At 40.8% G+C, this 25,692-nt stretch carries 23 protein-coding genes; 12 read left to right on the top strand and 11 right to left on the bottom strand.

The window, feature by feature from the left end; genetic code table 11:
• The first annotated feature begins 112 nt into the window (after positions 1-112).
• The 5 genes from MTP09_RS09335 to apaG all read left to right on the top strand — a co-directional run bounded on the left by MTP09_RS09335 (position 113) and on the right by apaG (position 7,705).
• A complete protein-coding gene (locus MTP09_RS09335; protein ID WP_243548148.1) occupies positions 113-1,381 on the top strand; it encodes a glucose-1-phosphate adenylyltransferase in 1,269 nt (422 codons plus the stop codon).
• 181 nt (positions 1,382-1,562) lie between these two features.
• Positions 1,563-2,579 (top strand): SRPBCC family protein, encoded by a 1,017-nt coding sequence (locus MTP09_RS09330; RefSeq protein ID WP_243548147.1) that lies wholly within the window; start codon positions 1,563-1,565, stop codon positions 2,577-2,579.
• Positions 2,580-2,977: 398 nt separating this feature from the next.
• Entirely contained in the window at positions 2,978-5,785 is a 2,808-nt protein-coding gene (locus tag MTP09_RS09325) for a 2-oxoglutarate dehydrogenase E1 component (RefSeq protein ID WP_243548146.1), read from the top strand.
• Between the two features lie 32 nt (positions 5,786-5,817).
• Positions 5,818-7,077 carry a 2-oxoglutarate dehydrogenase complex dihydrolipoyllysine-residue succinyltransferase gene (gene odhB / locus MTP09_RS09320; protein WP_243548145.1) on the top strand — a complete coding sequence of 420 codons (1,260 nt, stop codon included), beginning with the start codon at positions 5,818-5,820 and terminating at the stop codon, positions 7,075-7,077.
• Positions 7,078-7,318: 241 nt separating this feature from the next.
• Positions 7,319-7,705: a Co2+/Mg2+ efflux protein ApaG gene (gene apaG, locus MTP09_RS09315; RefSeq protein ID WP_243548144.1), complete on the top strand. Its 387-nt coding sequence runs from the start codon at positions 7,319-7,321 to the stop codon at positions 7,703-7,705.
• Between the two features lie 853 nt (positions 7,706-8,558).
• Here the strand turns inward: apaG and MTP09_RS09310 are convergent.
• On the bottom strand, positions 8,559-8,891 hold the full coding sequence (locus MTP09_RS09310) for a helix-turn-helix domain-containing protein (RefSeq protein ID WP_243548143.1): 333 nt from the start codon (positions 8,889-8,891) through the stop codon (positions 8,559-8,561).
• Positions 8,866-9,060 (bottom strand): type II toxin-antitoxin system RelE/ParE family toxin, encoded by a 195-nt coding sequence (locus tag MTP09_RS14455; RefSeq protein ID WP_317618757.1) that lies wholly within the window; start codon positions 9,058-9,060, stop codon positions 8,866-8,868. The genes MTP09_RS09310 and MTP09_RS14455 overlap by 26 nt, the downstream gene beginning before the upstream one ends.
• Positions 9,061-9,475: 415 nt before the next feature.
• On the opposite strand from MTP09_RS14455, the gene MTP09_RS09300 reads away from it, so the two are divergent.
• Positions 9,476-9,643: a hypothetical protein gene (locus tag MTP09_RS09300; RefSeq protein WP_243548142.1), complete on the top strand. Its 168-nt coding sequence runs from the start codon at positions 9,476-9,478 to the stop codon at positions 9,641-9,643.
• 120 nt (positions 9,644-9,763) lie between these two features.
• On the opposite strand, the gene MTP09_RS09295 is transcribed toward MTP09_RS09300, so the two are convergent.
• From MTP09_RS09295 to MTP09_RS09270, 6 genes are all read right to left on the bottom strand, one after another.
• Positions 9,764-10,321 (bottom strand): 3'-5' exonuclease, encoded by a 558-nt coding sequence (locus tag MTP09_RS09295; RefSeq protein ID WP_243548141.1) that lies wholly within the window; start codon positions 10,319-10,321, stop codon positions 9,764-9,766.
• Positions 10,322-10,548: 227 nt separating this feature from the next.
• Complete coding sequence (locus MTP09_RS09290) at positions 10,549-11,313, bottom strand: alpha/beta hydrolase (protein WP_243548140.1); 765 nt, start codon at positions 11,311-11,313, stop codon at positions 10,549-10,551.
• Positions 11,314-11,402: 89 nt separating this feature from the next.
• On the bottom strand, positions 11,403-13,082 hold the full coding sequence (locus MTP09_RS09285) for a GEVED domain-containing protein (protein WP_243548139.1): 1,680 nt from the start codon (positions 13,080-13,082) through the stop codon (positions 11,403-11,405).
• A 297-nt stretch (positions 13,083-13,379) separates the two neighbouring features.
• Positions 13,380-14,237, bottom strand: a complete 858-nt coding sequence (locus MTP09_RS09280) for an alpha/beta hydrolase (RefSeq protein WP_243548138.1) — start codon at positions 14,235-14,237, stop codon at positions 13,380-13,382.
• 147 nt (positions 14,238-14,384) lie between these two features.
• Positions 14,385-15,554 (bottom strand): DUF4349 domain-containing protein, encoded by a 1,170-nt coding sequence (locus MTP09_RS09275; protein ID WP_243548137.1) that lies wholly within the window; start codon positions 15,552-15,554, stop codon positions 14,385-14,387.
• 190 nt (positions 15,555-15,744) lie between these two features.
• The gene (locus tag MTP09_RS09270; RefSeq protein ID WP_243548136.1) at positions 15,745-17,340 is read right to left on the bottom strand and encodes a peptide chain release factor 3; all 1,596 of its coding nucleotides are present in this window, start codon (positions 17,338-17,340) and stop codon (positions 15,745-15,747) included.
• Between the two features lie 141 nt (positions 17,341-17,481).
• Here MTP09_RS09270 and MTP09_RS09265 point away from each other — a divergent pair, with 141 nt between their 5' ends.
• The 4 genes from MTP09_RS09265 (at position 17,482) to MTP09_RS09250 (ending at position 20,763) form a co-directional block, all read left to right on the top strand.
• A complete protein-coding gene (locus tag MTP09_RS09265) occupies positions 17,482-18,315 on the top strand; it encodes a CPBP family intramembrane glutamic endopeptidase (RefSeq protein WP_243548135.1) in 834 nt (277 codons plus the stop codon).
• Positions 18,316-18,381: 66 nt separating this feature from the next.
• Positions 18,382-18,954 carry an RdgB/HAM1 family non-canonical purine NTP pyrophosphatase gene (rdgB, locus tag MTP09_RS09260; protein ID WP_243548134.1) on the top strand — a complete coding sequence of 191 codons (573 nt, stop codon included), beginning with the start codon at positions 18,382-18,384 and terminating at the stop codon, positions 18,952-18,954.
• Positions 18,955-19,000: 46 nt separating this feature from the next.
• Positions 19,001-20,008, top strand: coding sequence for a phenylalanine--tRNA ligase subunit alpha (pheS, locus tag MTP09_RS09255; protein WP_243548133.1), 1,008 nt, complete (start codon positions 19,001-19,003; stop codon positions 20,006-20,008).
• Between the two features lie 125 nt (positions 20,009-20,133).
• Positions 20,134-20,763 carry a hypothetical protein gene (locus MTP09_RS09250; RefSeq protein WP_243548132.1) on the top strand — a complete coding sequence of 210 codons (630 nt, stop codon included), beginning with the start codon at positions 20,134-20,136 and terminating at the stop codon, positions 20,761-20,763.
• Positions 20,764-21,085: 322 nt separating this feature from the next.
• On the opposite strand, the gene MTP09_RS09245 is transcribed toward MTP09_RS09250, so the two are convergent.
• A complete protein-coding gene (locus MTP09_RS09245; protein ID WP_243548131.1) occupies positions 21,086-21,853 on the bottom strand; it encodes a DUF3108 domain-containing protein in 768 nt (255 codons plus the stop codon).
• A gap of 145 nt (positions 21,854-21,998) precedes the next feature.
• Here MTP09_RS09245 and MTP09_RS09240 point away from each other — a divergent pair, with 145 nt between their 5' ends.
• On the top strand, positions 21,999-23,051 hold the full coding sequence (locus MTP09_RS09240; RefSeq protein WP_243548130.1) for an NAD(P)/FAD-dependent oxidoreductase: 1,053 nt from the start codon (positions 21,999-22,001) through the stop codon (positions 23,049-23,051).
• Positions 23,052-23,153: 102 nt separating this feature from the next.
• The gene (locus MTP09_RS09235) at positions 23,154-23,489 is read left to right on the top strand and encodes a 2Fe-2S iron-sulfur cluster-binding family protein (protein ID WP_243548129.1); all 336 of its coding nucleotides are present in this window, start codon (positions 23,154-23,156) and stop codon (positions 23,487-23,489) included.
• A 94-nt stretch (positions 23,490-23,583) separates the two neighbouring features.
• Here the strand turns inward: MTP09_RS09235 and MTP09_RS09230 are convergent, their stop codons facing one another.
• Both MTP09_RS09230 and MTP09_RS09225 read right to left on the bottom strand, forming a co-directional pair.
• Positions 23,584-24,123 carry a DUF4256 domain-containing protein gene (locus tag MTP09_RS09230; RefSeq protein ID WP_243548128.1) on the bottom strand — a complete coding sequence of 180 codons (540 nt, stop codon included), beginning with the start codon at positions 24,121-24,123 and terminating at the stop codon, positions 23,584-23,586.
• A gap of 72 nt (positions 24,124-24,195) precedes the next feature.
• The gene (locus MTP09_RS09225) at positions 24,196-25,641 is read right to left on the bottom strand and encodes an aminoacyl-histidine dipeptidase (protein ID WP_243548127.1); all 1,446 of its coding nucleotides are present in this window, start codon (positions 25,639-25,641) and stop codon (positions 24,196-24,198) included.
• Positions 25,642-25,692: the final 51 nt, after the last annotated feature.

The following is a 25,692-nucleotide window of genomic DNA, read 5'->3' as shown; positions in this document are numbered from 1 at the left end:
CTTAATCTTCCCACTTATTCCAATTTTATGAGACAATATATTTTGATTGCGACGTAAAATTCAGTAATATTGTTATGCGTAAAAATTGCACGCTAAACACAAAGAAACTTTTATGAAACCCAGCGTAATCTCAATAGTTCTCGGCGGTGGAAGAGGTACTCGTCTTTTTCCACTTACTTATTCACGTTCCAAACCAGCCGTTCCGATTGCGGGAAAATACAGGTTGGTCGATATTCCGATTTCCAACTGCCTCAATTCGGGGTACAACAGGATTTTGGTTTTAACTCAGTTTAACTCGGCTTCTTTGAATTCGCATATTAAGAATTCGTTTCACTTCGATATCTTTAGTAAAGGTTTTGTGGATATTTTGGCAGCTGAACAAAACGTGGAAAACGATCAGTGGTACCAAGGAACTGCGGATGCTGTGAGACAGTCGATGAAACACCTCGACAAGTACGATTACGACTATATTTTGATTCTTTCGGGAGACCAGCTTTACCAGATGGATTTCCGCGAAATGATCGATTTCCACTGTAAAAACGATGGCGACATTACCATCGCGACGATTCCTGTGAACGCACACGACGCGACCGGTTTCGGAATCCTGAAATCCGACGACGAGGGAAATATCACTTCCTTTATCGAAAAACCTTCAGCCGATTTGTTGGGCGACTGGAAATCTGAAGTTTCTGAAAAAAGCCGAAACGAAGGGAAGGAATTCCTTGCTTCAATGGGAATCTACGTTTTTAGCAAGAACGTTTTGAAGAAAATGTTTGCCGAAGATCCGGGCGACGATTTCGGTGGCGAACTCATTCCAAACGGAATCGGGAAATACAAAACACTCAGCTTTCAATACGACGGTTATTGGACGGACATTGGAACCATCCAATCTTTCTTCGACGCCAATCTTGATCTGACAAGGGATTTTCCGAAATTCAACCTTTTCACGAAAGCGCCTGTTTACACGAGAGCGAGAATGCTTCCGCCATCGAAAATTTTGGGTTCGTACGTGAGCAAGGCCATTTTCGGCGACGGCTGCATCGTGATGGCCGACAAAATCGAAAACTCCATCGTTGGAAACCGAAGCAGGGTAGATCGTGGAAGTACCATCATCAATTCTTATATGATGGGTGCCGATTATTATCAAGACACCAATGAGATTATCGAAAACGACAAAGAAGGGAAACCGAATCTCGGTGTCGGCAAATACTGCTATATCGAAAAAGCCATCCTCGACAAAAACTGCCGCATTGGCGATAATGTGCGTATCATCGGTGGAAAACATATTCCCGACGGTGATTTCGAAACCCACTCCATCAAGGACGGCATCGTGGTCGTAAAGAAAAACGCAGTCATCACACCTGGAACGATTATTCCGTAAATCTAAGAGGCATCAACTAATTAAACCTGAATTTGCTCGCTTTAGACGGGGTGACAAATTCAGGTTTATTTTTTCGTTTTATACGCTTTCGTCTTCCATCTTCCGTCTTCGGTCTTCCTACTTTATACTTTTTTTCGCTCAGTTTTGCTTATTTTTGCGCATGCGTTGGATCAAATTTGGGGTGCTCATTCTCCTTTTACTTGCGGCTGCTTACACGGTTTCCATGACTTTTGTCGATGAAAGTAAGAACTTTACCGTCGAGAAAGAAATCGCTTATCCTGTGGAGAAGGTTTTTCCGCAGTTCAGCAATCTGCAGAATTTTACACGATGGAACACTTTTTTTTCCGATAATCCCGATTTGTCGATCCAGTATTTTTCACCTTATGAAGGAAAGGGGAGTTCGCTAAGTTATAAGGACCGGAAAGATAACGACCGTTTCGGCGATTTTTTCCTGAGATACGAGAATCCGCTTCAGACCATCCGTTATCAGCTTTTCGAGGGCGGGAAAAACACACCTTATCTAATTGATGTAAAATTCAAACCAGAAAACAACAAAACCAGGGTGATTTGGTTCATCCACACTCCGAAACAACCGCTTCTGAAAAGGTCGCTGAATTTGCTTACCGAAGATTATCTTGCCGACAACATCGGGAAAAGTATGAAGAACCTCTATCTTCTTTTAGGAAATAAAGTCGATAAAGAGGAGCAGCGACAAAACCTGAAATTCGACAGTTTGATGGTCGAAAACCAGGACAGCCAGTTGCTGCTCGGAATTAATGTCACCACCAAAAACGCCAAAGATGCCCTCTTCAAAAATATCGTGATGAGCCACAATAAGGTGAAAAACTATGTGACGATGGATTTGGGAAAACGCGACGACGAATACGGAGAACCCGTGCTGATCACCGATGCCGACAATTTCAAGGACAAAGAGGTGTCATATTTCTACGGAATTCCGCTTTCGAAAAGAGAGGGCGTTTCCGACAACAGTTTCAGTTTCCGAACTTTGAATGGCTCCAAAAACTACGTCCTTTATTACCGTGGAAACTACGCAGGAAGAATAAAATCCATCCAGCAACTCCTTCTCAAAGCAAAAAGAGATACGATGAGAACTGGCGATTTGCAGCAGACCTTCCTCGAAGAACCAGACACTGAAAATCAAACCGTAATGAAACTGTCGCTCCCTGTTTTCAAATAGAATTTCAATAATTGTAATTATGTCGGAAATTTTCTTTACCCCAACCCTAAAGGGCGGAAAATTACCTTCAAAATAAACCTGAATTTGCTCCTTTTAGGGTCGGGGTGATCAAATTCAGGTTTATTTTAAGATTAAACGAATCTCTTTAAATAGAAAAGAAATGAACTATTGCTAAACGAAGTGTCTTTGCGTTCCTTTAAAGTATGAAGTTTATAATAAAATTTTCTTTGCGTCGTTGCGATGAAAAATTCCGAAGCATCCAATTTTGAAGAAACAATTTTCCTCGATTTCATACCTAAAATCTATCCCAATTATTTAGCCCGTTTTCGGCTTTAGTACTTCACTTTTTTTTGTTAAATTTGTGTTTTAAATAAAATTCAACGGTTAACCAGAATGTAATGGACAAATTTTCGTTTCTGAATGCTGCTCACTCGCAGTTAATAGAGGACTTATACCAACAATACCAAAAATATCCCGATTCTTTAGAGCCTTCCTGGAAAGCATTTTTCCAGGGATTTGATTTTGCTTTAGAGAGCTACGGTGACGAAATTGGGGAAAACAAAACCGTTTCTGCCCCGCAAAATGCAGTTCAGTTTGCCAACCAACAAGCTGCAAGCGGACAAATTCCAAACGATATCCAGAAGGAATTCAATATTCTGAACCTGATTCAGGCATACAGACACCGCGGTCACCTTTTCACCAACACCAATCCTGTTCGTGAGCGAAGACATTATGAACCGACTTTGGCTATTGAAAATTTCGGGCTCAGCAAAGCTGACTTAAACACCAAATTTAATTCCGCCACAGAAATCGGAATGCCTGCTGCAGCAACTTTGCAGGAAATTGTAAACCGACTGGAAAAAATCTATTGCAAATCCATTGGTACGGAATACATGCACATTAACAATGTGGAGGAAAAACTCTACATCAGAAAATGGCTTCAGGTCAATGAAAACCGACCACAGCTAAGTGCTACAGAAAAAACCGAAATCCTTGAAAAACTTAATCAGGCGGTAGCTTTCGAAAATTATCTTCATACCAAATTTGTTGGGCAGAAGAGATTTTCACTTGAAGGGAATGAATCATTAATCCCTGCATTGGATCAGTTGATCACCAGATCTTCGCAATTGGGAGTTGATGAGGTCGTACTCGGAATGGCGCACAGAGGTCGATTGAACGTTCTGACCAATATTTTCGGGAAATCCTACAAGCAGATTTTCTCTGAATTCGAAGGAAAGGAATTCGAGGAAGATGTATTTTCTGGGGACGTGAAATACCATTTGGGTTCATCAAAAATCATTACCACCGAAAACGGCGAACAGGTTGCAATTAACCTGACTCCGAATCCATCGCACCTGGAAACGGTTGCGGCTTTGGTTGAGGGAATTTGCCGTGCAAAAGTTGACGACAAATACAAAGACTACAAAAAAGTTCTTCCGATCGTTATCCACGGAGACGGTGCGATTGCTGGACAGGGAATCGTTTACGAAGTGGCACAGATGATGACGCTCGACGGTTACAAAACTGGTGGAACTGTTCATATCGTGGTGAATAACCAAGTTTCTTTCACCACCAATTATTTAGATGCACGTTCGTCAAACTATTGTACCGACATCGCGAAAGTAACCGAATCTCCTGTGATGCACGTGAATGCGGATGATGTGGAAGCGGTGGTACACGCGATCAGATTTGCTGCGGATTTCCGTGCGACTTTTGGTAAGGATGTGTATATCGATTTGTTGGGCTACAGAAAATATGGCCACAACGAAGGTGACGAACCGAGATTTACCCAGCCGAACCTTTACAAAGTAATCTCAAAACACCCGAATCCACGGGAAATCTATAAAACTGCACTGATTAAGGAAGGCGTAGTTTCCGATGAAATTCTGAGGGAAATGGAAACCAAGTTCAAGCATTTGCTGGATGCGGATTTCGATGCTTCCAAAGAAATCGAGAAAAACACGATGGATATCTTCATGGCAGACAACTGGAAGGATTTCCCGATGTGTCCGAAAGGAGAAATGCTGAATCCTGTCAACACAGGTTTCGATCTGAACAAACTGAAAGAGTTGGCGGTACAGATGTCAACTTTACCAAAAGATAAAAAATTCATCAGCAAAATCACCCGTCTTTTCGAAGCAAGATTGAAAGCTATCGAAACCAATGCTTTGGATTGGGCTTTAGGAGAATGGTTGGCTTATGCAACTTTATTAAACGAAGGAAACAACGTTCGTATTTCCGGGGAAGATGTGGAAAGAGGTACGTTCTCTCACCGTCATGCAGTGGTGAAAACTGAAGATACGGAGGAAGAATATGTTCCTCTGCAACACGTTTCCGAAAGCCGTTTCAATATCTTCAACTCGCACCTTTCAGAATACGGTGTGCTTGGTTTTGATTACGGTTACGCGATGGCTTCACCAAACACTTTGACGATTTGGGAAGCGCAGTTCGGTGACTTTATGAACGGCGCTCAGATTATTGTTGACCAGTATTTGGTTGCCGCAGAAGAAAAATGGAAAATCCAGAATGGTTTGGTAATGCTACTTCCGCACGGATTTGAAGGACAGGGAGCGGAACACTCTTCTGCACGTTTGGAAAGATTCCTTACGCTTTGTGCGAACGAGAATATGACCGTGGCAAATGCGACCACTCCTGCAAACTATTTCCATTTGTTGAGAAGACAGATGAAGTGGAATTTCAGAAAACCTTTGGTGGTGATGACTCCGAAATCGTTGCTTCGTCATCCGAAAGTGGTTTCTCCATTGGAAGATTTTGCAAACGGACAATTCCAGCCAATCCTCGACGATACCGCAGTAAATCCGGATAAAGTTGAAAAACTGGTGCTTTGTTCGGGTAAAATCTATTACGAACTTCTCGCGAAAAGAGAGGAGCTGAACTGCGATACGATCGCACTTGTAAGATTTGAACAGCTGTATCCGCTTCAGATGGATAAGATTGAGGAAGTCCTTGCAAAATACGGTAATCGCAAACAGTTGCTTTGGGTTCAGGAAGAGCCGGAAAATATGGGAGCTTGGACCTATATCCTGAAGAATTTCAGAAATACCGATATCCAGGTAATCGCACCGGTTCCGAGCGGATCTCCAGCTCCGGGAAGCCACAAGATGTTCGAAAGAAACCAAAACGCGATCATCAACAGAGTTTTCGACACAAACGATGCTCCCGCAAAAAGACCGGTAACAGCTTAATAAACATTAAATTTTAAACAAAAATATTCACGATGTCAATATTAGAAATGAAAGTCCCTTCACCGGGAGAATCCATCACAGAAGTTGAAATCGCATCATGGTTGGTTAAAGACGGCGATTACGTTGAAAAGGACCAGCCAATTGCAGAAGTTGATTCCGACAAGGCAACCCTCGAACTTCCGGCAGAACAAAGCGGTGTAATCACATTGAAAGCCGAAGAAGGCGAAGTGGTGCAGGTAGGTCAGGTTGTTTGCCTGATCGATATGGACGCTGCAAAACCTACGACAGCAGAAACCAAGGAAGCTCCGAAAACTGAAAATTCGGAAGCTCCGAAAGCGGAAGCGAAAGTGGTGGAAAAACCAGCCATCGTGCAGGAAGCTAAGAAAGAAGAGAAACCGGCGACATATGCAACGGGAACCCCTTCACCTGCAGCTAAGAAAATCTTGGATGAAAAAGGCATCGATCCAGCACAGGTTTCTGGTTCGGGAAGAGATGGTAGAATCACTAAGGAAGATGCTCAAACTGCGGCAGTTCCTGCAATGGGAGCGGTTTCTGCAACTTCGGGTTCCAGAGCTTCTACCACGACCAAACTTTCAGTTCTGAGAAGAAAATTGGCAGCAAGATTAGTTTCCGTGAAAAACGAAACTGCGATGCTGACAACGTTCAACGAAGTGGATATGTCTGAAATCTTCAGAATCAGAAAACAATATAAAGACGAATTCGCCGCTAAACATGGAGTTGGTTTGGGATTCATGTCATTCTTCACCAAAGCGGTGACAAGAGCGCTCCAAATGTATCCAGATGTAAACGCTTCGATCGACGGCGACTTCAAAATCAATTATGATTTCTGCGATATCTCCATCGCGGTTTCCGGGCCGAAAGGTTTGATGGTTCCCGTTTTGAGAAACGCCGAAACAATGTCTTTCAGAGGGGTAGAAGCTAATATCAAAGAACTTGCGGAAAGAGTGAGAGACGGAAAAATCACGGTGGACGAAATGACCGGCGGAACTTTCACCGTGACCAACGGTGGCGTTTTCGGATCCATGCTTTCAACGCCGATTATCAATCCGCCGCAATCTGCGATTTTGGGAATGCACAACATTATCCAAAGACCGGTTGCAGTGGACGGACAAGTGGTGATCCGACCAATGATGTACGTTGCAATGTCTTATGACCACAGAATTATCGACGGCAGAGAATCCGTAGGTTTCCTGGTTGCAGTGAAAGAAGGAATCGACAATCCGGTTGAGATTTTGATGGGTGGCGACGAAAGAAAAGCGCTCGAACTTTAACAAAAATTAAGTCCAGTCTAAATTTAGTTTAGAATATTATTTTGGAAATTTCCTTTACCCCATCCCTAAAGGGAGGGAAAATTTCATGCAAAATAAACCTAAATTTGCGCCTTTTAGGGTCGGGGTAATCAAATTTAGGTTTATTTAGAAAATTTAAACTGGCTCTAAGATTTTTTTAAATATTTTGAATCCCGCTCCAAAAAGGCGGGATTTTTGTATTGATACCTGAAAACGCAAAGACATGTTCTCAACCACTACTTTCGACATCAGAGTTTCCGTGATTCCCGAGTATGATTTTAAAAACAGTTTTCCGGCAGAAAACCGATTCGTTTTTCGTTATAATGTGACGATCGAAAATTTGGGCGACACACCGATCCGACTTCTTAGGAGAAAGTGGCTCATTTACGATGTTGGTTTCGGCTTTACCGAAGTTACCGGTGAAGGCGTAATCGGCATGACTCCCGAAATCAGACCCCGTGACAAGTTCCGGTATTTCTCAAACGTGATGCTGCGTTCCGGCGTCGGAAGCATGAGCGGAACCTACTACTGCAAAAACCTTCTAACCAACGAAGATCTGGAAATCGAAATCCCGAAATTCAATTTGGTTGCGGAGGTTTTGAGTAATTGATGGTTGGAATTCGTTGCTCCATAAAACTATTGGCCAAAAAAATATAAACCTCCTCGGAAGTGATTCTGGGGAGGTTGTTTTTTTAGCATTTTTATTACTTTATCTTCTCACCTCGAACTTGAAGGTAGCAAAATAATATATTCGTATGATTTTGTCCACTCTTGTAACTCCATGTTGCTATAAGGTTATTTATTAGTTATTTCTACGCTTAGTTTAAGATTATATTCTAAATTCTTACGGTTAAAACTTGCCGATTGCCATTGCTTTGTTTCAGGCAGATTAAGGATTCTTTCGAGCTCATTTCTGACTCTTTCATCTTTCGTGTTTTCAATGGCATATGACTATTTTGTCATTTTTTCCAATGATTATATGTAATTTATTTGAACTTTCCTTGCTGTTTTTTGGAAGATTGAAATTATTGAAAATAATATTTCGAAAATTATTTATTCCGTTCCTAAATTCTGCATTTTGATATCCTCCGTCTATAATGCAACTTAATTTATGAAGCTCGCAGCTATCAGCAATTTTCTTGTTTTGAATTTTATGTTCTCGATCTGTATTGAATCATCTTTTGTAAGTAAAAATCCTTGTTCATAAATTTCTGTTACGTAAAATTTCTTTTCTTGTTTCACTAATGGGCTGCAAGAAATTATTATGGCGAGGAGCGCTAAGCTATTCAATTGATATTTGGTAATTGATCTGTACATGATTGCCATCTATATGTAAATATACACAAGTTTCCCAACTCCCACGTGCGAAAATTGTCAAATACTAAACTAAACCTCCGAAGTTGCAAACTTCGGAGAGGGGAGGAGCGTCGGCAACAGTTACGATATTTGCAGAAGTCCTTTTTTTAGCTAATTAGCAAATTGATTTTTTTTCCAAGTCCAAACTCAAAAATTCTGTAAAGCGTAGAAAGTTGAATGTCGCATTTTCCGTTTTCTAATCTTGAAATGTAACTTTTTTTGGTTCCCACTTTCTCAGCGAGTTGTTCTTGAGTCATTTTTGATTCCCTGCGAGATTCTTTAAGCATTTCGCTAATCACAAAATATTGTGCTTTTTCCTCAAAATGATCACGCTTTTCAGTTCCAATTTTGCCGTATTTGATGTCCAATAATTCATCAAAACTTTTCGCTTGTTTTATCTTATTTTCCATTTTTCTAATTTTTTGAATTAAAATATTCATCTTTCAGTTTAAGAGCCAAAGCAATTTCTTTTTTTGGTGTCTTTTGAGTTTTCTTTTGAAAAGCATTGAACAAAACGACTAAATTACCTTTGTCAAAACAACAAAAAATTCGGTAAATGTTGCTTTTGAATTCAACCTTTATTTCATAAAGTCCGTCAGTTTCAGCCATAGTAAAAACTTCTTTGGAACATTTTGAACTGTTCGAACAATTTTGAAAACAAATTCAATTTTCTCCTGCACTTTTTCGTCTTGTTCCAAATAAAACTCAACAAAATACTGTTTATGGAAAATTATTTGCCTCTCAAAATTCATCATGCAAAGTTAACTTAAAAGTTATCTGAATACAATTTTTTTTTGAGATTTTTTAGCGTTGTTCTTGGATGCGATTTCTGCTAACAGGTAAATCTATTTTATAGAAGGTGTTTCAAAAGCAATCAGCTATTTAATTAAAATTCCGAAATTAAGAATTGCGCAAAACTTTCCTATCCACTTTTTTCTCTTGAAAAATGCCAAAAATCATCTCCTTCTGTTTCCGATTTTTTTTGATTTCTGACTAACTTTAAATAGGTAAAAAAGAAATACAAATGACAGGAAAAGTAGATTTTCAAAACATCAGCTCGAAGACGGAACTGTTGGATTTTCTGGAAAGAAATCGCGAAAGTAATCCAGAATACGACGCGGCACTCGAAAAGTATTATTACGAGGAAGAGCTGAAATTGCTTCAGGGCGAACTCGTGAATCTGCAGAACTGAATCCAGTGCACCGGAAAAAAAGTGGCCATTATAGCTGGAATACATCCTGCAAAATATTCCTTACCAGGTGAAAAACGAAGAGGTGCTTCAGCCGGAAAATATTGAATATAACAATTTGGACTAAAGTAACTTCACGCTTTTCTTCATCACTTCCTGAACTTCCTCATTTCTGGTAACCATTAAATTTTGGAACGCCAGAAGTGAGATTTTTGCACAGACTTCGGCGTCGGCTCCTGCACGATGGTGGTTAAAGGAAATGTGATGGTGATCTGCTAAAGTTTTCAGTCCATATCTTGGTAGGTTTTTCCAGGATTTTTTCGCCAAAGAAATAGAGCAAAGGTAATTGAGTTTCGGTTTGAAGAAACCGTAATAATCGAGACACCCACGCAAAACCCCCGCATCAAATGCGGCATTGTGCGCAATCATCAAATTTCCGTACATCAAATTTTCGGCTTCGTGCCAAATGTCTTCAAAAGTCGGTGCATCCACAACATCTTCTGGAGTAATTCCGTGCACCTCGATGTTTCGTGGGTGAAAGTAAGGGAAACTCGGCGGTTTGATCAGCCAGGTTTCTGTCTTCACAATCTCGCCGTTTTCCACGACGCAGATTCCCATTTCACAGGCGGAATTCCGTTCTTGAGTGGCGGTTTCAAAATCGATGGCGCAGAAATCGAGCATTCGAGGGGGTTTGAGGTTATTTGAGGTTATTTGAGATTGTTTGATAATATTTGATAATATTTGAAATTGTTTGAAGTTGTTTGAAGTTTGTTTCGAGTTTCGAGTTTACTCACAATTTTCTTATTTTTTTTATTTGAGTTCGTGAATGCTTCGCATTTCAGGTTTCAGGTTTCAAGTTCGTACCTCGTATTTTCTATTTCGTTATTCGTATTCCGTAATTCGTACTTCTAAAGGATTTTTCCCAGTTCCGTTTTAAATTCTTCAAATTTAATTAAATCATCGTGGGTTCCACCTTTGATTTCGATAAATTTTTTGGGGATTTTTGGATGTCTGTTTTTAAAAGCTTCAAAAAGTTTTCTGCCCGATTTCAGTGGTACGGTGAAATCCTTCGTTCCGTGAAAATGATATAGAGGAACTTTTACTTTAAGGATATTTTCATTTGAAAGGAAATGGTAAGTCATTTTCGGCGAAACTCGGTCCGTTACTTTTCCGGGTAACCATCGGTTTACAATGTCTTGAAGATTGTAGAAAGTTGCTTCGAGAATCACCATTTTCGGGTAGTTTTCACCAGCAACTTTTGTAGCAAATGCACCACCTAAACTTCTTCCGTACACAACGATGTTTTCTTCGCCATATTTTTCTTTACCAAAATCATAGAAAAACTGTGCGTCGGAATACAGGAATTTTTCATTTCTGGGACCGGTGCTTTTTCCGTAGCCACGGTAATCCATCACGAGAACATCGTAGCCAAACTTGGTGAACTCTACTGCGATTCTTCCCCAACGGTGGAGGTTATCTGCATTTCCGTGGAAATAGAGAATCACACCTTTTGGCTCATTAATCTTAAAATGAAGGATGTTTATTTTTCCGTCAAAGGGGGTTTCGAGAAGATGTTCTTCGAAGTTTTCATCAAAATCGAAAGTGTGGTGATCCGGCAAAACTACCGGTAAAAAAACCACCTTCTCTTGAAAATATTTGATGAGTTCGGACATTTGACAAATTTACGGAAGAATTGAGAAATATGGGAATAAAAAACATGCGGCACAAAGCCGCATGTTGAGAATTGATAATTGAAAGAAATTTATTTTTTGTTAAACCTTCTGGTAACTACATTTCCGTTAGCATCTGTCATTTGAATCACATATGCTCCGGTTTGAAGTTTACTAGTGTTAATCACGTTTCCGTCAATTTTTACATCAACTTTTTTACCACTGATGTCAAATATCTGAACAGTTTTCAAATTAAATCCTTTCACGTTGAGCACATCGACAACTGGGTTAGGATAAATTTGAACGGCTTGATTTAGTCCACTGTCATTCACTGCAAGTGAACCAACGATGATGGTGTAGTCTTCCGCTTCACTCCAGTTTTGATTTCCACAAGGAACAGGAACAGCGGTTGAACCATATACAGCACGGATTCTCATTCTGTACGAACCGGCAGCTTGTCCCGCAGGAATTGTTATGGCAACCGGACTCAAACTCGGAGCTCCATTAGCATTATTTACAATGGTTCCTAAATCATAAGCAGTTGCACTGGTGAAGTTTTGATCATTTCCGCTCCAGTCTATCCATGCTTTTGTCTTTACAGTGTAATTACCCGCGGTATTTACCAGGACACTTAAATTATGGGTAGATCCAGGCATTACCGTAGTGGTCATTGCCGAATAATTGGAATAAGCTGCTGTAGAAGCAGTAGTGTTATTGATAGTATTGAACGTCACATTGGTCAAACCTGTTGCGTCATTAGTAGTCGCGGTTGGTGTACAATAAACGAGGGCAACAGTGAAATTTGCTACTGTAGAGTAGGCAACATCACTGGTTGCGGTACAGGTTACCTGCAATCTCCATTGCACTGCATCGCCCATGTTTGCAGGTGCGGTAGCATTATAAGCAGCATAAGAGCTGGTTGCCGATCCTTCATTAATCCAACCGGCATTGTTGGTATTGGACTGCCATTGGTAAGAAAGTCCGGGATTTTCTGAATATCCGGTCGCAGAAACGACGTAGGCAGAGCCAGGCATTCCTTCAGTTGGAGTCACAACTGCAGTACCACCATTTGGAACACCTGTACATGCTGTCATAGGTCCATAAACTCTAAATGGTAACCCTTGTTGGAAAGTGCCGTCATTTAACGGATTAAAAGTGGCTGCAGCCGGATCGTATTGCAGTCCGTTTCCGGTGGTAGTTTGTCCTGTGATGGTGATTGGCGGTGCCCATGGACCACTGGTTGCTGATCCCCCAAATTGTACTTCCACCCAATAAGTTCCAGCTGCCAAGTTTAGTCCGGGAGTGTTTGCTTTGATCAGTTGAAGCTGTCTTGTTGTGTCAGTTTGGTTGGTGTCCAGAACTCTGTATCCACCAGTTAATACAGCAGATGAAAGTCTATTGGTCGTAAGATCGCCCCAAACTACTGTTCCTCCACTTGCCGGACTTCCATTGTAAATTCGGAGATAAACCGCATTAATTGTTGCAGAGGTTGCGCCAGTTTGATAAGAGTAAAACTCAAAATGACCAATGTCCGTCGCGGCGGTCAGAACGAAATCATCTGCTACAGTATATCCAGCAGTTTTTGATGCATTTGGCCCGTAAACAGATAGTCCGATGTTTGTCTGTAAGACACTTAATTGCGGTGGGCCGGGTACATTGAATACAGGTCCATTGTCATGTAGCAGGACCTGCCCATTTACAGAATTGGCTGCAAAGATTGAAATGCAGACCATGAGAAGTAACGACTTCATCGAAAGTAAAAAATTTTTCATAAAACAAGTAATTTGGTTTTACCTACTCTTTTCGGGATTTTCGGCATCTTCCCTTGATTGTTTAAAAAAGAATATTTTTTTCTGAGAATTAATGATAAAAGTACAATAAATTATAATACGAAGTAAGGTATTGTGAAAATTTAATATTGAAAATTTCTATTGATTTCTGAATAATTTTAATATATTCTTGAATGAGGTTATTGAGAGCGTAATCTCAAGTACCAAAAAAATAGAAATAAGTACCTGTAATAAGAAATAGTACCTACGAAAGAACAAAATTAATTATGGTTTTCCAGCTTATTTTCGGTGCGAATAACCCAGACTCGTTTTTTCTGCATCGATGATTACTTTTCGCTCCTCGAAAATTTCCTCCATCACCCGATGGTATTCCTCAAACTGATGAATGTTGATATGTCCCGCACGTAGAATGACGTAAAGTCGCGTCAGTTCGGGATTGATTTCTGACAAATCTGCTGCAGTACTGAGAGGAACCAGATTGTCGTCGCTTCCGTGAATGATTTTGATAGGGCAGCGAACACTTTTCAAATACTGAAAGGTCGGAATATTGTATCTAAGGAACGGTTTTGCAGGCATAAATGGAAGATAGCGATGAATTGTCCTCAACAGTGAATAAAGTGGTGAGGTGAGAATCAACATTCGCGGATTGTTCCTGGAAGCGAGTCGTGCAGCAAAACCAGAACCAAGACTTCGCCCATAAACGATTATTTTTTCTTCTGAGTATTCTTTCTTGGCAAGGTCGTAAATAAACTGCGAGTCTCGCTTCATGGCTTCAACAGTACGTTTGCCGGTGCTTTTCCCGAATCCGCGGTAATCCATCATAATCACTTCGTAACCGAGCCGTGTAAAATCGATGGCAAATTTTCCCCAACCTTTGATGCTTTTGGTATTGCCTTTCAGGTAAATAACGACCCCTTTCGGATGGTCAACAATAAAGTGAAGATAATTGATTTTCGCTCCCGGTTCTGGTTCGACAGTGACTTCTTCGGCTTTAAGGTGGTCGTATGCAAATTTAAAATCGGGAGGAAGTTTTTCGGGATGAAAGAAAAATTTATGCTGAAAAAAATAGATAACCAACCCAATAAAAAGGGTGATAAAGGCAATAATTGCAATGACGGTGTACAGATCTATTTTCATAAAGGTCTTTTCCGGACGAATATTTTTCCGAATTATATTTCGAGCCAATTGCGACGTTCGGCAAAATCAGTAACGAAGATATGAAATGAAAAATTTATTTCCCAATTTCAACAAAAATGGCTTTCCTTTTTTGGAAAGCCATAATGTTTATTTTTTCGGCAGATATTTCGAGTAGTCGGGTTCGTCGTTTTCTCCTTTATTTTCCGTCGTGTTTTCCGAAGTTGTTTCGGGTGAATCGTTCTTTACAGCTGTGTCAAAAGAGTGATCGCGACGCAGTTTTTGCTGCCTTTCCAATTCCCTCTGTTCCCTTTTCCTTCTATTTCTATTGATGAAAAACCAGATGAGTCCGACGATGAGGAACAGCGGCCAAAAAGGGAGCAGAAAGAGTAATCCGTCGCCGAGTACTTTGAAGCCGCTCATGAACGCGCCCGAAGATTTGTCGCCGAAAGTTTCGGTTTTTTCTTCTTTCGCAGGAGGAATGTCTGCGATTTTTTCGTTCTGAGTCAAGGTGATTTCCACATCGCACATTTGTCCGTAAACATAGTCTGTTCCTTCGGTGGAGGTATTTTTCATCCGAACTTCGCCCAATCCCGAAATTCCGCTCACCAGGTTTTCAAAATTCTGAAGCGGAACTTTCACGGTAATGAATTCTTTCTGGATTCCCTCGTTCTGGCTGAAATTTTCAGAAACCAAATCAGCATTGTTGTCACGGATTCTCTGTCTTAAAATCGCTTTCGAGTCCGAGAGATTTTCTATCTGAACTTCCAGTTTCGCATTTTTTACCAAAGGATTTTTCTCCGGTTGAACCTGCGGTTGAACTTGAGGTTGAGGTTGAGATTGAGGTTGAGATTGAGGTTGAGGTTGAGGTTGAGGTTGAGGTTGAGGAGTTTGCTCTGTAGTCTTCGTCTGTTTTAGAATCTTGTCGGCAGTTTTTGTCAGTACGACGAGCGGATTTTCTCCCTTGTTCAAAGCATTTTTCGCAGAGTCCAAAGTTTTTACCACCGCGGTTCCGGTTTTTACGTTTTTGGTGATTTTCTCGATTTCTTTATTAATGGAATCAATTTTCCAGCCCCCTGATTTGATTGTGGAATCGATCGCTTTTTTCTGCTTTTCGATTTCTGGGATGATAACTTTTCTGGTGATTCCATCCGATTTGTTGATGGTTTTCGAGATGGAGTCCAATGTTTTCAGCCCGTCATTGGCTTTGGTAAAAAGGGAATCGGCTCTTTTAATATTGTCGGTCGTTTGCTGAATCGTGGTTTTGTCGCAAGAAACCGCTGCAAGAGCAACGACGGGTATTAGAAAAAAATTCTTCATTTTTTGGTTTAATGTTAAAACTAAATTAAGGAATCAAAATGTATTCCCATCCATCATGAAAAGTAAATCCTTTGATTTCAATGTTCAGGAAAGCAGCGTTTTGGAAATTGTTTTGCCTGAAGTTTACAAAAAAAATCTCCAAAAGACTTTGAAGATTTCATTTATTTAATATCGCTCATCACCCATCAAATCACTCATAACTGAATTCGCTGATGAAATGCAGCTTCACATTCGGAAACTTCTCCTGGGTCATGTGAATGGTAAATGACGAATCCGCGAGGAAAACCAGTTGTCCATATTTATCTCTTGCCATGAATCGCTGTTTCAAGCGGGCAAATTCTTTGAACTCTTCCGATTTTTCGTCCGCCTCGATCCAACACGCTTTGTGGATGGAGAGCGGTTCATACGTACATTTCGCTCCGTACTCGTGTTCGAGTCGGTATTGGATCACCTCAAACTGTAGCGCGCCAACTGTTCCGATCACTTTTCTGCCGTTCATTTCCAGTGTGAAAAGCTGTGCCACACCTTCATCCATCAACTGGTCGATTCCTTTCGCAAGCTGTTTCGCCTTTAGTGGATCATCGTTGTTAATGTATCTGAAATGTTCAGGCGAGAAACTCGGGATTCCCTTGAACTGGATTTTTTCTCCAGCTGTCAATGTATCGCCGATCCTGAAATTCCCGGTGTCGTGAAGTCCCACAATATCTCCCGGAAAACTTTCGTCAACAATTTCTTTTTTGTCCGCGAAAAAAGCGTTAGGAGAGGAGAACTTCATTTTTTTGCCTTCCCTTACCAAAAGATAATTTTCATTTCTCTTGAAGGTTCCCGAAACAATCTTCACGAAAGCGAGACGGTCACGGTGTTTCGGATCCATATTCGCGTGGATTTTAAACACAAAACCGCTGAAGTTTTTTTCCTCTGGTTTCACAATTCTGGCGTCGCTTTCCTTTGGTTGCGGCATTGGTGCGATTTCGATGAAGGCATCAAGCAATTCTCTTACTCCAAAATTATTCAGCGCCGAACCAAAAAATACGGGCTGCAAATCACCGTTCATATAATCTTCGCGGTTAAATTCTGGATACACGGAATGGATCAGCTCCAGTTCTTCTCTTAAAGTTGAAGCGGCTTTTTCGCCAATCAGTTCGTCAATTTTCGGATCATTGAGATCGTCAAACTTGATGGATTCACCAACTTTTTGTTTCTTCTCTTCCAGGAAGAGTTGGATGTTGTTTTCCCAAATATTGTAAATTCCCTGAAAGTCGCTTCCCATCCCAATCGGCAGAGAAAGCGGAACCACTGTCAAACCTAATTTCTGTTCAACCTCATCCAATAAATCGAAAGCATCTTTTCCTTCACGGTCGAGTTTGTTGATGAAGACGATCATCGGGATATTCCTCATCCGGCAAACCTGTACGAGTTTTTCGGTTTGTTCCTCCACACCTTTGGCAACGTCCACCACGACGATTACGGAATCTACCGCAGTTAAAGTTCTGTAGGTATCCTCCGCAAAATCCTTGTGACCGGGAGTATCGAGGATGTTGATTTTTCTTCCTTTATATTCAAACGCCAAAACCGAGGTTGCCACAGAAATTCCGCGCTGTCGCTCGATTTCCATAAAGTCGGAAGTCGCCCCCTTTTTTATTTTGTTGGATTTCACTGCGCCCGCTTCCTGAATCGCTCCTCCGAAGAGCAACAATTTTTCGGTTAAAGTGGTTTTTCCAGCATCGGGGTGCGCGATGATTCCGAAAGTTTTCCTTTTCTCTATTTCTTTGATTAAATCTGACATACTGATTTTTATGGGTGCAAAAATCGTGTTTTTTTGTGAGATTTGAAAGCGGGTTTCATTCCCTTCCATTCGAGGGGTGTCAATGACGAAGGAATTGACGGGGTGGTTAAAAAAAATTATATTTGTGGGAAATTATTTTCAATGCCAGAGGTTTCTCCAAACAAAAAATTCATCTTCGACTGGAAAGGTGCAATGGCTTTAATCGGCGGAATGATCGTGGGAAGCGTGATTGTTGCGACTTTCAACGTTTTCGCGATGTTTGTATTTAAAGAGAATTTTCAGTACCAGGATTTATATTTAATGATTGCGAACGCCGCCGGATTCTTGGGGGCGATCTTCGCTTTTGATTATTTTGTGTACCGTCCGCAAACGGGTAGGAAGCTGAACTTTAATTTATCATCAACCAATTTCGTCACCTATCTGCTTATTTTTCCGATGATGCTCGGAATGATGTTTATCGCGGAATTCATTACCTCGCAGATTCCAGTAACAGGTTCATTCTTCGGTCCGTACTACGATTTTTTCTCGAGGATGATGGAACAGATGACGAAAGACAAAGCCACAATGATTGTGCTTGCAGTGATTATGGCGCCAGTTTTTGAAGAGATCGTTTTCAGGGGAATTATCCAGAAAGGGCTCATTAACAAAGGGATGAAACCGATGTCTGCAATTTTGATTTCGTCTGTCGTTTTCGGGATTGTGCACGGAAATCCTTGGCAATTTGTGGGCGCGGTTTTTCTGGGCTGCGTCTTGGGATTGGTTTATTATAAGACTAAATCTCTACTGATGCCGATTTTGCTGCACGCTTTCAATAACCTCTGTTCATCAATTTTGATTTTCTATGGAAATACTGAGAGTTTTTCCGAGACTTTCCACATTTCACAGTATGCGATTTTAGCAATTGGAATTGTGCTATTTTCCTTTTTCTGCTATCTCTTTATGAAGAAATACCGCGTTCATTATTCCGAAAGTTGATGTTGCCAAAATCGAAACTACCGATCCCCAAATTATTCATTTTTAATTCTTAATTATTCACTATAAATGAAGGAAATTCTCATCGCTACCCACAACGAACACAAGAAAGAAGAAATCCAGCAGATTCTGGGAAATGAATTCAAGGTTACTTCGCTCACGGATTACGATATTCACGACGAGATTGTTGAAGACGGTTCTACTTTTCACGAAAATGCTTTGATCAAGGCGAAATACTGTTTCGAAAAAACAGGGAAACCCTCACTCGGCGACGACTCAGGTTTGGTGGTGGAAGCTCTTGATGGAAGACCAGGGATTTATTCTGCCCGTTACGCAGGAAATCACGATTTCGGAAAAAATATGGCAAAAGTTCTGGATGAGCTTAAAGACGAAAATAACCGAAAAGCATATTTTGTAACGGTGATGTGTCTTGTTGACGAATCCGGAACACATTATTTCGAGGGGAGAGTTTACGGCAACCTCACCGAAAACATCCGTGGTGAAAAAGGTTTCGGCTACGATCCGATCTTTGTACCCGAAGATCACGAGATCACTTTTGCGGAAATGAAGCCGGAAGAAAAAAACAAAATAAGTCATAGGAAAAATGCGATCGACCAATTTTTAGACTTTATCAAGCACTAAATTTCGTGCGAAAAATTGTACTTTTGCCATTCAATTATTTAAAGAAATGTTAGAAAAGATTGACGAATTATTGGTTGAGGTAGCCAACTTTACTTCTTCGAATAAAGAGGAGATTGAGCAGTTCCGCATTAAGTTCAATGGAAAAAAAGGAATCCTTAACGATATTTTTGCCAAGTTCAAAGAGGTTCCGAATGACCAGAAAAAGGAATTCGGTCAGAAAATCAATACGCTGAAACAGGCAGTGGAATCCAAACTCGACGAGCTTAAAAACGCGACCGCTTCTAACATTATCGTTGAAAAAGAGGATTTAACGAGACCTGGATTTCCGTCGGAATTAGGAACAAGGCATCCCATCAATTTGGTGAAGAACCGAATCATCGAAATCTTTAAATCCATTGGTTTCGCAGTTGCTGACGGACCCGAAATCGAAGACGACTGGCATAATTTTACCGCGCTGAATCTTCCGGAATATCATCCGGCGAGAGATATGCAGGACACGTTCTTTATCGAAACGAATCCCGATATTTTGCTCAGGACGCACACTTCTTCGGTGCAGATTCGTTATATGGAAGAAAACCAACCGCCGATCAGGATTCTTTCCCCGGGAAGGGTTTTCCGAAACGAGGCAATTTCTTCAAGGTCACACTGCATCTTCCATCAAATTGAGGGACTTTATATCGATGAGAAGGTGAGTTTTGCAGATTTGAAGCAGACCATACAGTTTTTTACCACCGAACTTTTTGGGAAGTCAAAAATCAGAATGCGGCCTTCTTATTTCCCATTCACAGAACCAAGTGCGGAAGTCGATGTGTATTGGGGACTGAATTCCGAAACCGATTACCGAATCACCAAAGGAACGGGTTGGCTTGAAATTATGGGATGCGGAATGGTGGATCCCGCTGTTTTGAAAAATGTCAACATCGATGCCGATAAATATTCGGGTTACGCTTTCGGAATGGGAATCGAGCGAATCGTAATGCTTCTTTACCAAATGAGCGACATCCGAATGTTCTTCGAAAACGACAAGCGGATGCTGGAACAGTTTAACTTTTAGAATGATTTTCATAATAATTACAATCCTGCAAATAAAAAACATGCAGGATTTTTTTTATTTTTACTTTATTAATTGTTTTTTTTCTTTAATTTGTAGAAAGAGGTTCAAAATTGCTGTTTTAATAAATGCAGAGTTTTAAGTACAGGAGGGTAGTACATTATTCCTTAATCGTTTGTATCTTGCTCATTCAGATTGTCTTAGCGGGCTTGTTTTATAACGAGTATCTCGGTAAGAAAAACCTTTCCTTTATCCATAGCCAACTCAATAACCTGCAATTGCTGCAGAAACTGACCGACAATTCCCAAAAAGAGCTTCTTCATTCTCACGGCCATTATCAGAAATATCTTGAAAGCAAAGACAAGAAAAACCTGGAATTATTTTTTCAGTCGGTAAACCAGTTTACCAAAAACTTAGACAGCATTGAAATTCTAAAAAACAAGAACCCTCGGCTGAAAAATGTTGTTACGAAGATCAAGAGAGACTCAGCACAATTTGAACAACTGAAAGTTCAGATTGATTCCACTCAACAGGTTTCAACAAAGTCTGATTTCAAAATCCGTGAAAAGCTTCCAACCTTGACAAAGTATGATTTTGTTCCAAGTATTGAGCCGTTTAAGGTAGAAACTATGGTTTATACTGATTTCGTAAAAAAGAAAGGGCTGTTTGGGAGAATTGGTGATGCGATCAAGGGAAAAGAAGCAGTGAAAGACAGCACCGTAATTATTGTAAAAACACGGGAGAACCATCACTCCTGATTTGTTTAAAAAAGAAATAGACAGTATTGTAAATACGGTAAACAACCACTATTCAGCATTGTGCCGTATCATTTTATTTCGTGTACGCTTAGTTCTTGTAGACAAATCTCTACAAGGATAGCGAAGTATTTCCAGAGAATTTGTATTGTTAACTGATAAATCCGCCGTTACTTTGTACCAAAGAAATCACTAAAAGATTCTAAAAACACAAACGGTCATTTAAACGAAAATTACAGAGTTCTATTCTGTAATTTTTTTAAAAGACCAGTCCTTAAATAAAAAAATCCGTTTCTTAAACTGAAACGGATTTTTGTTATTTTAACTATCTCGAAAAATTTAGAGGATATTTCACATTCTTGTAGGAATCAATGCTCGCTTTAAGGGAACCGACCGCCAATTGCGCCTGGATAAGAACCGGCACATAATTCCGGTCGTTGGTCACCCATAATGTTACGCCTTCTTTATCTTTAAAAACCCTCCCGCTGATTACTTGCGGCACGATTTTCAAAGCGCTGATTGTGCCAAATTTGGTTCGCACGTTTTCAACTCCTGCAACCCGCAGCTGAAACGGGAACATCTCGTCGTCAATCCAAACATTCAGTTTTTTTACACTTCCCACTTTCAGGTCACTCCTGTCCAAACTTCGCAGGTAATAAAATGCAGAAAGCATATCCTGGACTCCTTTTACAGAGTTTAAATTTTTAGAGACATTAGTTTCCTTATCTGTCAGAATCAAGGTTTGGTTGTTGTGGTTAAAAACCGTTTCCAAATGTTGGGTGTAACCGCCTTCTTTTACATTTCTCACATAAAAGCTCGGTAAACCGGTATTGGTGTTGATGAAACTTTCATAAACATCTTCAACTTTGAAAAAAGCACGGACTGCACCCGTTGTCTTGCCATAACCGCGAACATAAAAATGCGGCTGTCCTTTGTAAGTCGTCTGCAAAGTGGTCAAAGTCGCCGTACCTGCATTAAGCAAACCATAATGAATCCGGTAATTTAACTCTTCACCGGATTGGATATTGTCGAGTTTCTGGGAAAATCCCAAAGCGAAAAACAAAGCCGCTAAAACACTTAAAATCTTTCTCATGGTCATAGTTTTGCAAAAAATTTGCCACAAATATAAATCATTCACCACATTGGTCTTCATATTGAGAATTGTCAGTGTTATGCAGTCCGCCGTTCTTTTATTTTTATTAAATTTGCACGATTAATTTTTGCTAAAGAACCATTAAATGATTTCCACAGATATATTGATTATAGGAGCCGGTCCAACCGGACTTTTCGCCGTTTTTGAAGCGGGTTTACTGAAGATGAAGTGCCATATTATCGACGCACTTCCACAACCTGGAGGTCAGCTTACCGAACTTTATCCCAAGAAACCTATCTTCGATATTCCCGGTTATCCTTCAATTAATGCGGGTGAATTGATCGATAATCTAATGGAGCAGATCAAGCAGTTCCAACCCGGGTTTACTTTGGCGGAAACTGCCCAAACTTTAACCAAACTGGAAGACGGAACTTTCGAGGTGGTGACCAACAAAGGAACAGTTCACCGTGCAAAAGCCGTCGCAATCGCAGGAGGACTCGGAACTTTTGAGCCAAGAAAACCGACGATCGAAAACATTGGTGATTACGAAGAAAATGGGGTAGAGTATTTCGTGAAGGAACCCGAGAATTTCCGTGGAAAGAAGGTGGTAATCGCAGGAGGAGGAGATTCCGCACTCGACTGGAGTATTTTCCTGGCCAATGTTGCTGATGAAGTAACTTTAATCCACCGTAGAAATGAATTTCGTGGTGCTTTGGACTCTGTAGAAAAAGTACAGGAACTGAAGAATCAGGGGAAAATCAATTTGATTACTCCGGCTGAAGTGACTGGTTTAAAAGGTGAAGGAAAACTTACCGCCATTACCGTAGAAAAAGAAGGCGAAACTTTCGATGTAGAAACCGACTACTTCATTCCACTTTTCGGGCTTACTCCAAAATTGGGCGATATTGCAAACTGGGGTCTGGAAATTGAAAAGAACGCGATCGTAGTTAATAATGCACTGGATTACCAAACCAATATTCCGGGAGTTTACGCAATCGGCGACGTAAATACCTACCCTGGAAAACTGAAACTGATTTTATGCGGTTTTCACGAAGCGACTTTGATGTGTCAAAGTGTGTACAACATGCTGAATCCGGGTAAAAAATATGTGTTGAAATATACCACGGTAAGCGGAGTTGACGGTTTCGACGGCAGCAGAAAAGAAGCCGAGAAAGCTGTGGTGATGAAAATTGATTAATACATGTGAATAAGTGAATTTCCTTCGAGAGAATTCCTTCGGGTGAATTTTTGTGAGTATTCAACTTCAAACACCAAACATCAAACATCAAACCTAAAAAAAATGTCTTTAGATATCAATCTCAAAATCATTGACCGAAACGGCGAACTGCACGAAGTTGTCGCGCCGACCGATATGTCGATGAACTTAATGGAAGTCATTCGTTCCTACGAATTGGCGGAAGAAGGAACCATTGGAGTTTGCGGCGGAATGGCGATGTGTGCTTCGTGTCAGGTTTATGTAGTGAATGGTGGCGAAAAACTAACCGAAATGGGAGCGGAGGAAGACGCAATGTTGGCGGAAGCATTCCATGTTCAGGACAATTCCCGACTCGGTTGCCAAATCCACATCAGCGAAGAACTCGACGGACTCGAAGTGGAAATCGCTCCCTATCCATAACAGTTGCGGAGCAACGACCGATATTATAGCTTTGGAATTCATTCCAAAACGCAACGACAGATATTATTACATTGGAATTTATTCCTATGGTTTCTCAAACCAACAATTTTCCCCTAAAACCTCTTGCCGCATAATAGGAATCCGCACCGTTGTGGTAAATGAAAACGGTTCCGTAACGGTAATCTCCAAAAATCGCACCTCCCAATTTTCTAATGTTTTCCGGCGTTTTCAGCCAGCTTGAAGTCTTCTGGTCGAACGCGCCCAAAGTTTGAAGAAAACGGTAATCTTGCTCATCCAGAATTTCGATTCCCATTGATTTTGCAGCATCCGCCGCGTTATTCTTAGGTTTGTGTTCCTTTCTTTTGTCGAGTGCTTCGCGGTCATAGCACCAACTCCTTCTTTCTTTCGGACTTTCAGCCGAACAGTCGAAAAAGATGAATGATCCCGATTTTTCGTCAAAATCCACAACATCTGGTTCGCCGCCGGTTTCCTCCATTTGCTGAAGGGATTCCAACTTTTTTGGGTTTTGTTCCAGTTTCTTTTGGACATCTTCCCATTTAATTTTTGGGTGGCGGTTCATGTTGTTCTCGAAACGGGATTTTAGGATAGAAAGCAATTCGTTTAACGTTTTCATAATTATCTTGTTAAAAAAAATGCAGTTCAAAACTAAATTTCAACTGCATTTTTCATTGTTAATTTTTCATTATTAATTCTTCGAAGGAATATCTGCTAAAATCTCTTTCAAAAATCCCCAGAACTTCTGTACGGAAGGAATATTCGCTTTTTCATCCGGTGAGTGTGCTCCGCGAATGGTCGGTCCGAAACTCACCATTTCCATTTCAGGATAATTGGCGCCGATAATTCCGCACTCCAGTCCGGCGTGACAAGCGACTACATGAGGTTTTGCGCCGAAATCTTTTTCGTAGATTTTCTCCATTAATTTTACGATTTCGGAACCTGGTCTTGGTTTCCATCCCGGATAGGAACCGCTGAATTCAACGTTCATTCCCGCCAATTCAAAAACGGATTTCAACTGTTCCGCAACTGCAAATTTCGTAGATTCCACCGATGAGCGGGAAAGGTTGAGGATTTTCAATTCGCCGTGTTGCAGCTCAACTCTAGCAACATTGTTCGATGCTTCCACCAAATCGGCAACATCGGGCGACATTCGATAAACTCCGTTGTGTGCGGCTTTCAACGCAAAAATAATTTTCTTTGAATCTTCTTCGGAAATTGCTTTTTCGGGAGTCGAAAATGTTTCGATATTGATCTGCAGATCCTTTTCAATTTCGGCAAATTCTTCCAGTATTGCCTTTCTCAGAACATTGGCAGTCTCAATAAACTCCACGGAATTTCTTACGGAAAGAACTGCGTTGGCTTCCCTCGGAATCGCGTTTCGCAAACCACCTCCATCAATAGAAATCATCTGGATATTTTGGTTGTACACTCCGGTGAAAAGCAGTCTTCCCAAAATCACATTGGCATTTCCGAAACCTTTGTGGATGTCCATTCCGGAGTGACCTCCCTGCAAACCTTTGATGTCGATTCTCACCACCATTCCCTTTACGTCTTCCAGCGGATAGTTTTGACTGGCTGTAACGTCGATTCCGCCTGCACAACCGATATCGATTTCGTCATCTTCTTCGGTATCGAGGTTCAGCAGGATTTCACCATGTAGTTCACCTGCTTTCAAACCCATCGCGCCGGTCATTCCGGTTTCTTCATCAATGGTGAAAAGTGCTTCCAAAGCGGGATGCGGAATATCGCTGCTTTCTAAAACCGACATAATTGCGGCAACTCCCAAACCGTTGTCTGCTCCCAAAGTGGTTCCTTTTGCTTTCACCCAATCTCCCTCAACTTCCATTTCAATTCCCTGGGTTTCAAAATCAAAATTCACATCGCTATTCTTTTGGCAAACCATATCGAGGTGCGACTGCATCACGACCGGTTTTCTGCTTTCCATTCCTGCAGTCGCCGGTTTCTTGATGATTACGTTCCCGACTTCGTCAACACGGGTTTCGAGTCCGAGATTCTCGCCAAAATTTTTGATGAATTCGATCACTTTTTCTTCTTTTTTTGAAGGTCTGGGAACAGCGTTTAATGCCGAAAAATTTTTCCAGATTATTTGGGGTTCGAGTTGTGTAATGTCCATTTCTAAATTATTTCCTCAAATTTAAGAATAAAAAATACGGTTGAAAAATCT

Origin of the sequence: Chryseobacterium suipulveris, assembly GCF_022811685.1 — a bacterium.
GTDB lineage: Bacteria > Bacteroidota > Bacteroidia > Flavobacteriales > Weeksellaceae > Kaistella > Kaistella suipulveris.
The sequence above is the reverse complement of the archived record's forward strand: the minus strand, read 5'-3'. Positions and strand labels throughout refer to the sequence as shown.

Excerpts from the sequence above, each read along its gene's own strand:
- apaG (WP_243548144.1), top strand. The coding sequence starts at position 7,319 with ATGTTCTCAACCACTACTTTCGACATCAGAGTTTCCGTGATTCCCGAG.
- MTP09_RS09240 (WP_243548130.1), top strand. The coding sequence starts at position 21,999 with ATGATTTCCACAGATATATTGATTATAGGAGCCGGTCCAACCGGACTT.
- MTP09_RS09230 (WP_243548128.1), bottom strand. The coding sequence starts at position 24,123 with ATGAAAACGTTAAACGAATTGCTTTCTATCCTAAAATCCCGTTTCGAG.
- pheS (WP_243548133.1), top strand. The coding sequence starts at position 19,001 with ATGTTAGAAAAGATTGACGAATTATTGGTTGAGGTAGCCAACTTTACT.
- MTP09_RS09270 (WP_243548136.1), bottom strand. The coding sequence starts at position 17,340 with ATGTCAGATTTAATCAAAGAAATAGAGAAAAGGAAAACTTTCGGAATC.
- MTP09_RS09325 (WP_243548146.1), top strand. The coding sequence starts at position 2,978 with ATGGACAAATTTTCGTTTCTGAATGCTGCTCACTCGCAGTTAATAGAG.
- MTP09_RS09235 (WP_243548129.1), top strand. The coding sequence starts at position 23,154 with ATGTCTTTAGATATCAATCTCAAAATCATTGACCGAAACGGCGAACTG.
- MTP09_RS09265 (WP_243548135.1), top strand. The coding sequence starts at position 17,482 with ATGCCAGAGGTTTCTCCAAACAAAAAATTCATCTTCGACTGGAAAGGT.
- odhB (WP_243548145.1), top strand. The coding sequence starts at position 5,818 with ATGTCAATATTAGAAATGAAAGTCCCTTCACCGGGAGAATCCATCACA.
- MTP09_RS09290 (WP_243548140.1), bottom strand. The coding sequence starts at position 11,313 with ATGTCCGAACTCATCAAATATTTTCAAGAGAAGGTGGTTTTTTTACCG.
- MTP09_RS09295 (WP_243548141.1), bottom strand. The coding sequence starts at position 10,321 with ATGCTCGATTTCTGCGCCATCGATTTTGAAACCGCCACTCAAGAACGG.
- MTP09_RS09310 (WP_243548143.1), bottom strand. The coding sequence starts at position 8,891 with ATGAATATTTTAATTCAAAAAATTAGAAAAATGGAAAATAAGATAAAA.
- MTP09_RS09275 (WP_243548137.1), bottom strand. The coding sequence starts at position 15,554 with ATGAAGAATTTTTTTCTAATACCCGTCGTTGCTCTTGCAGCGGTTTCT.
- MTP09_RS09250 (WP_243548132.1), top strand. The coding sequence starts at position 20,134 with ATGCAGAGTTTTAAGTACAGGAGGGTAGTACATTATTCCTTAATCGTT.
- MTP09_RS09280 (WP_243548138.1), bottom strand. The coding sequence starts at position 14,237 with ATGAAAATAGATCTGTACACCGTCATTGCAATTATTGCCTTTATCACC.
- MTP09_RS09300 (WP_243548142.1), top strand. The coding sequence starts at position 9,476 with ATGACAGGAAAAGTAGATTTTCAAAACATCAGCTCGAAGACGGAACTG.
- MTP09_RS09335 (WP_243548148.1), top strand. The coding sequence starts at position 113 with ATGAAACCCAGCGTAATCTCAATAGTTCTCGGCGGTGGAAGAGGTACT.
- MTP09_RS09225 (WP_243548127.1), bottom strand. The coding sequence starts at position 25,641 with ATGGACATTACACAACTCGAACCCCAAATAATCTGGAAAAATTTTTCG.
- MTP09_RS09285 (WP_243548139.1), bottom strand. The coding sequence starts at position 13,082 with ATGAAAAATTTTTTACTTTCGATGAAGTCGTTACTTCTCATGGTCTGC.
- rdgB (WP_243548134.1), top strand. The coding sequence starts at position 18,382 with ATGAAGGAAATTCTCATCGCTACCCACAACGAACACAAGAAAGAAGAA.
- MTP09_RS14455 (WP_317618757.1), bottom strand. The coding sequence starts at position 9,060 with ATGGCTGAAACTGACGGACTTTATGAAATAAAGGTTGAATTCAAAAGC.
- MTP09_RS09245 (WP_243548131.1), bottom strand. The coding sequence starts at position 21,853 with ATGAGAAAGATTTTAAGTGTTTTAGCGGCTTTGTTTTTCGCTTTGGGA.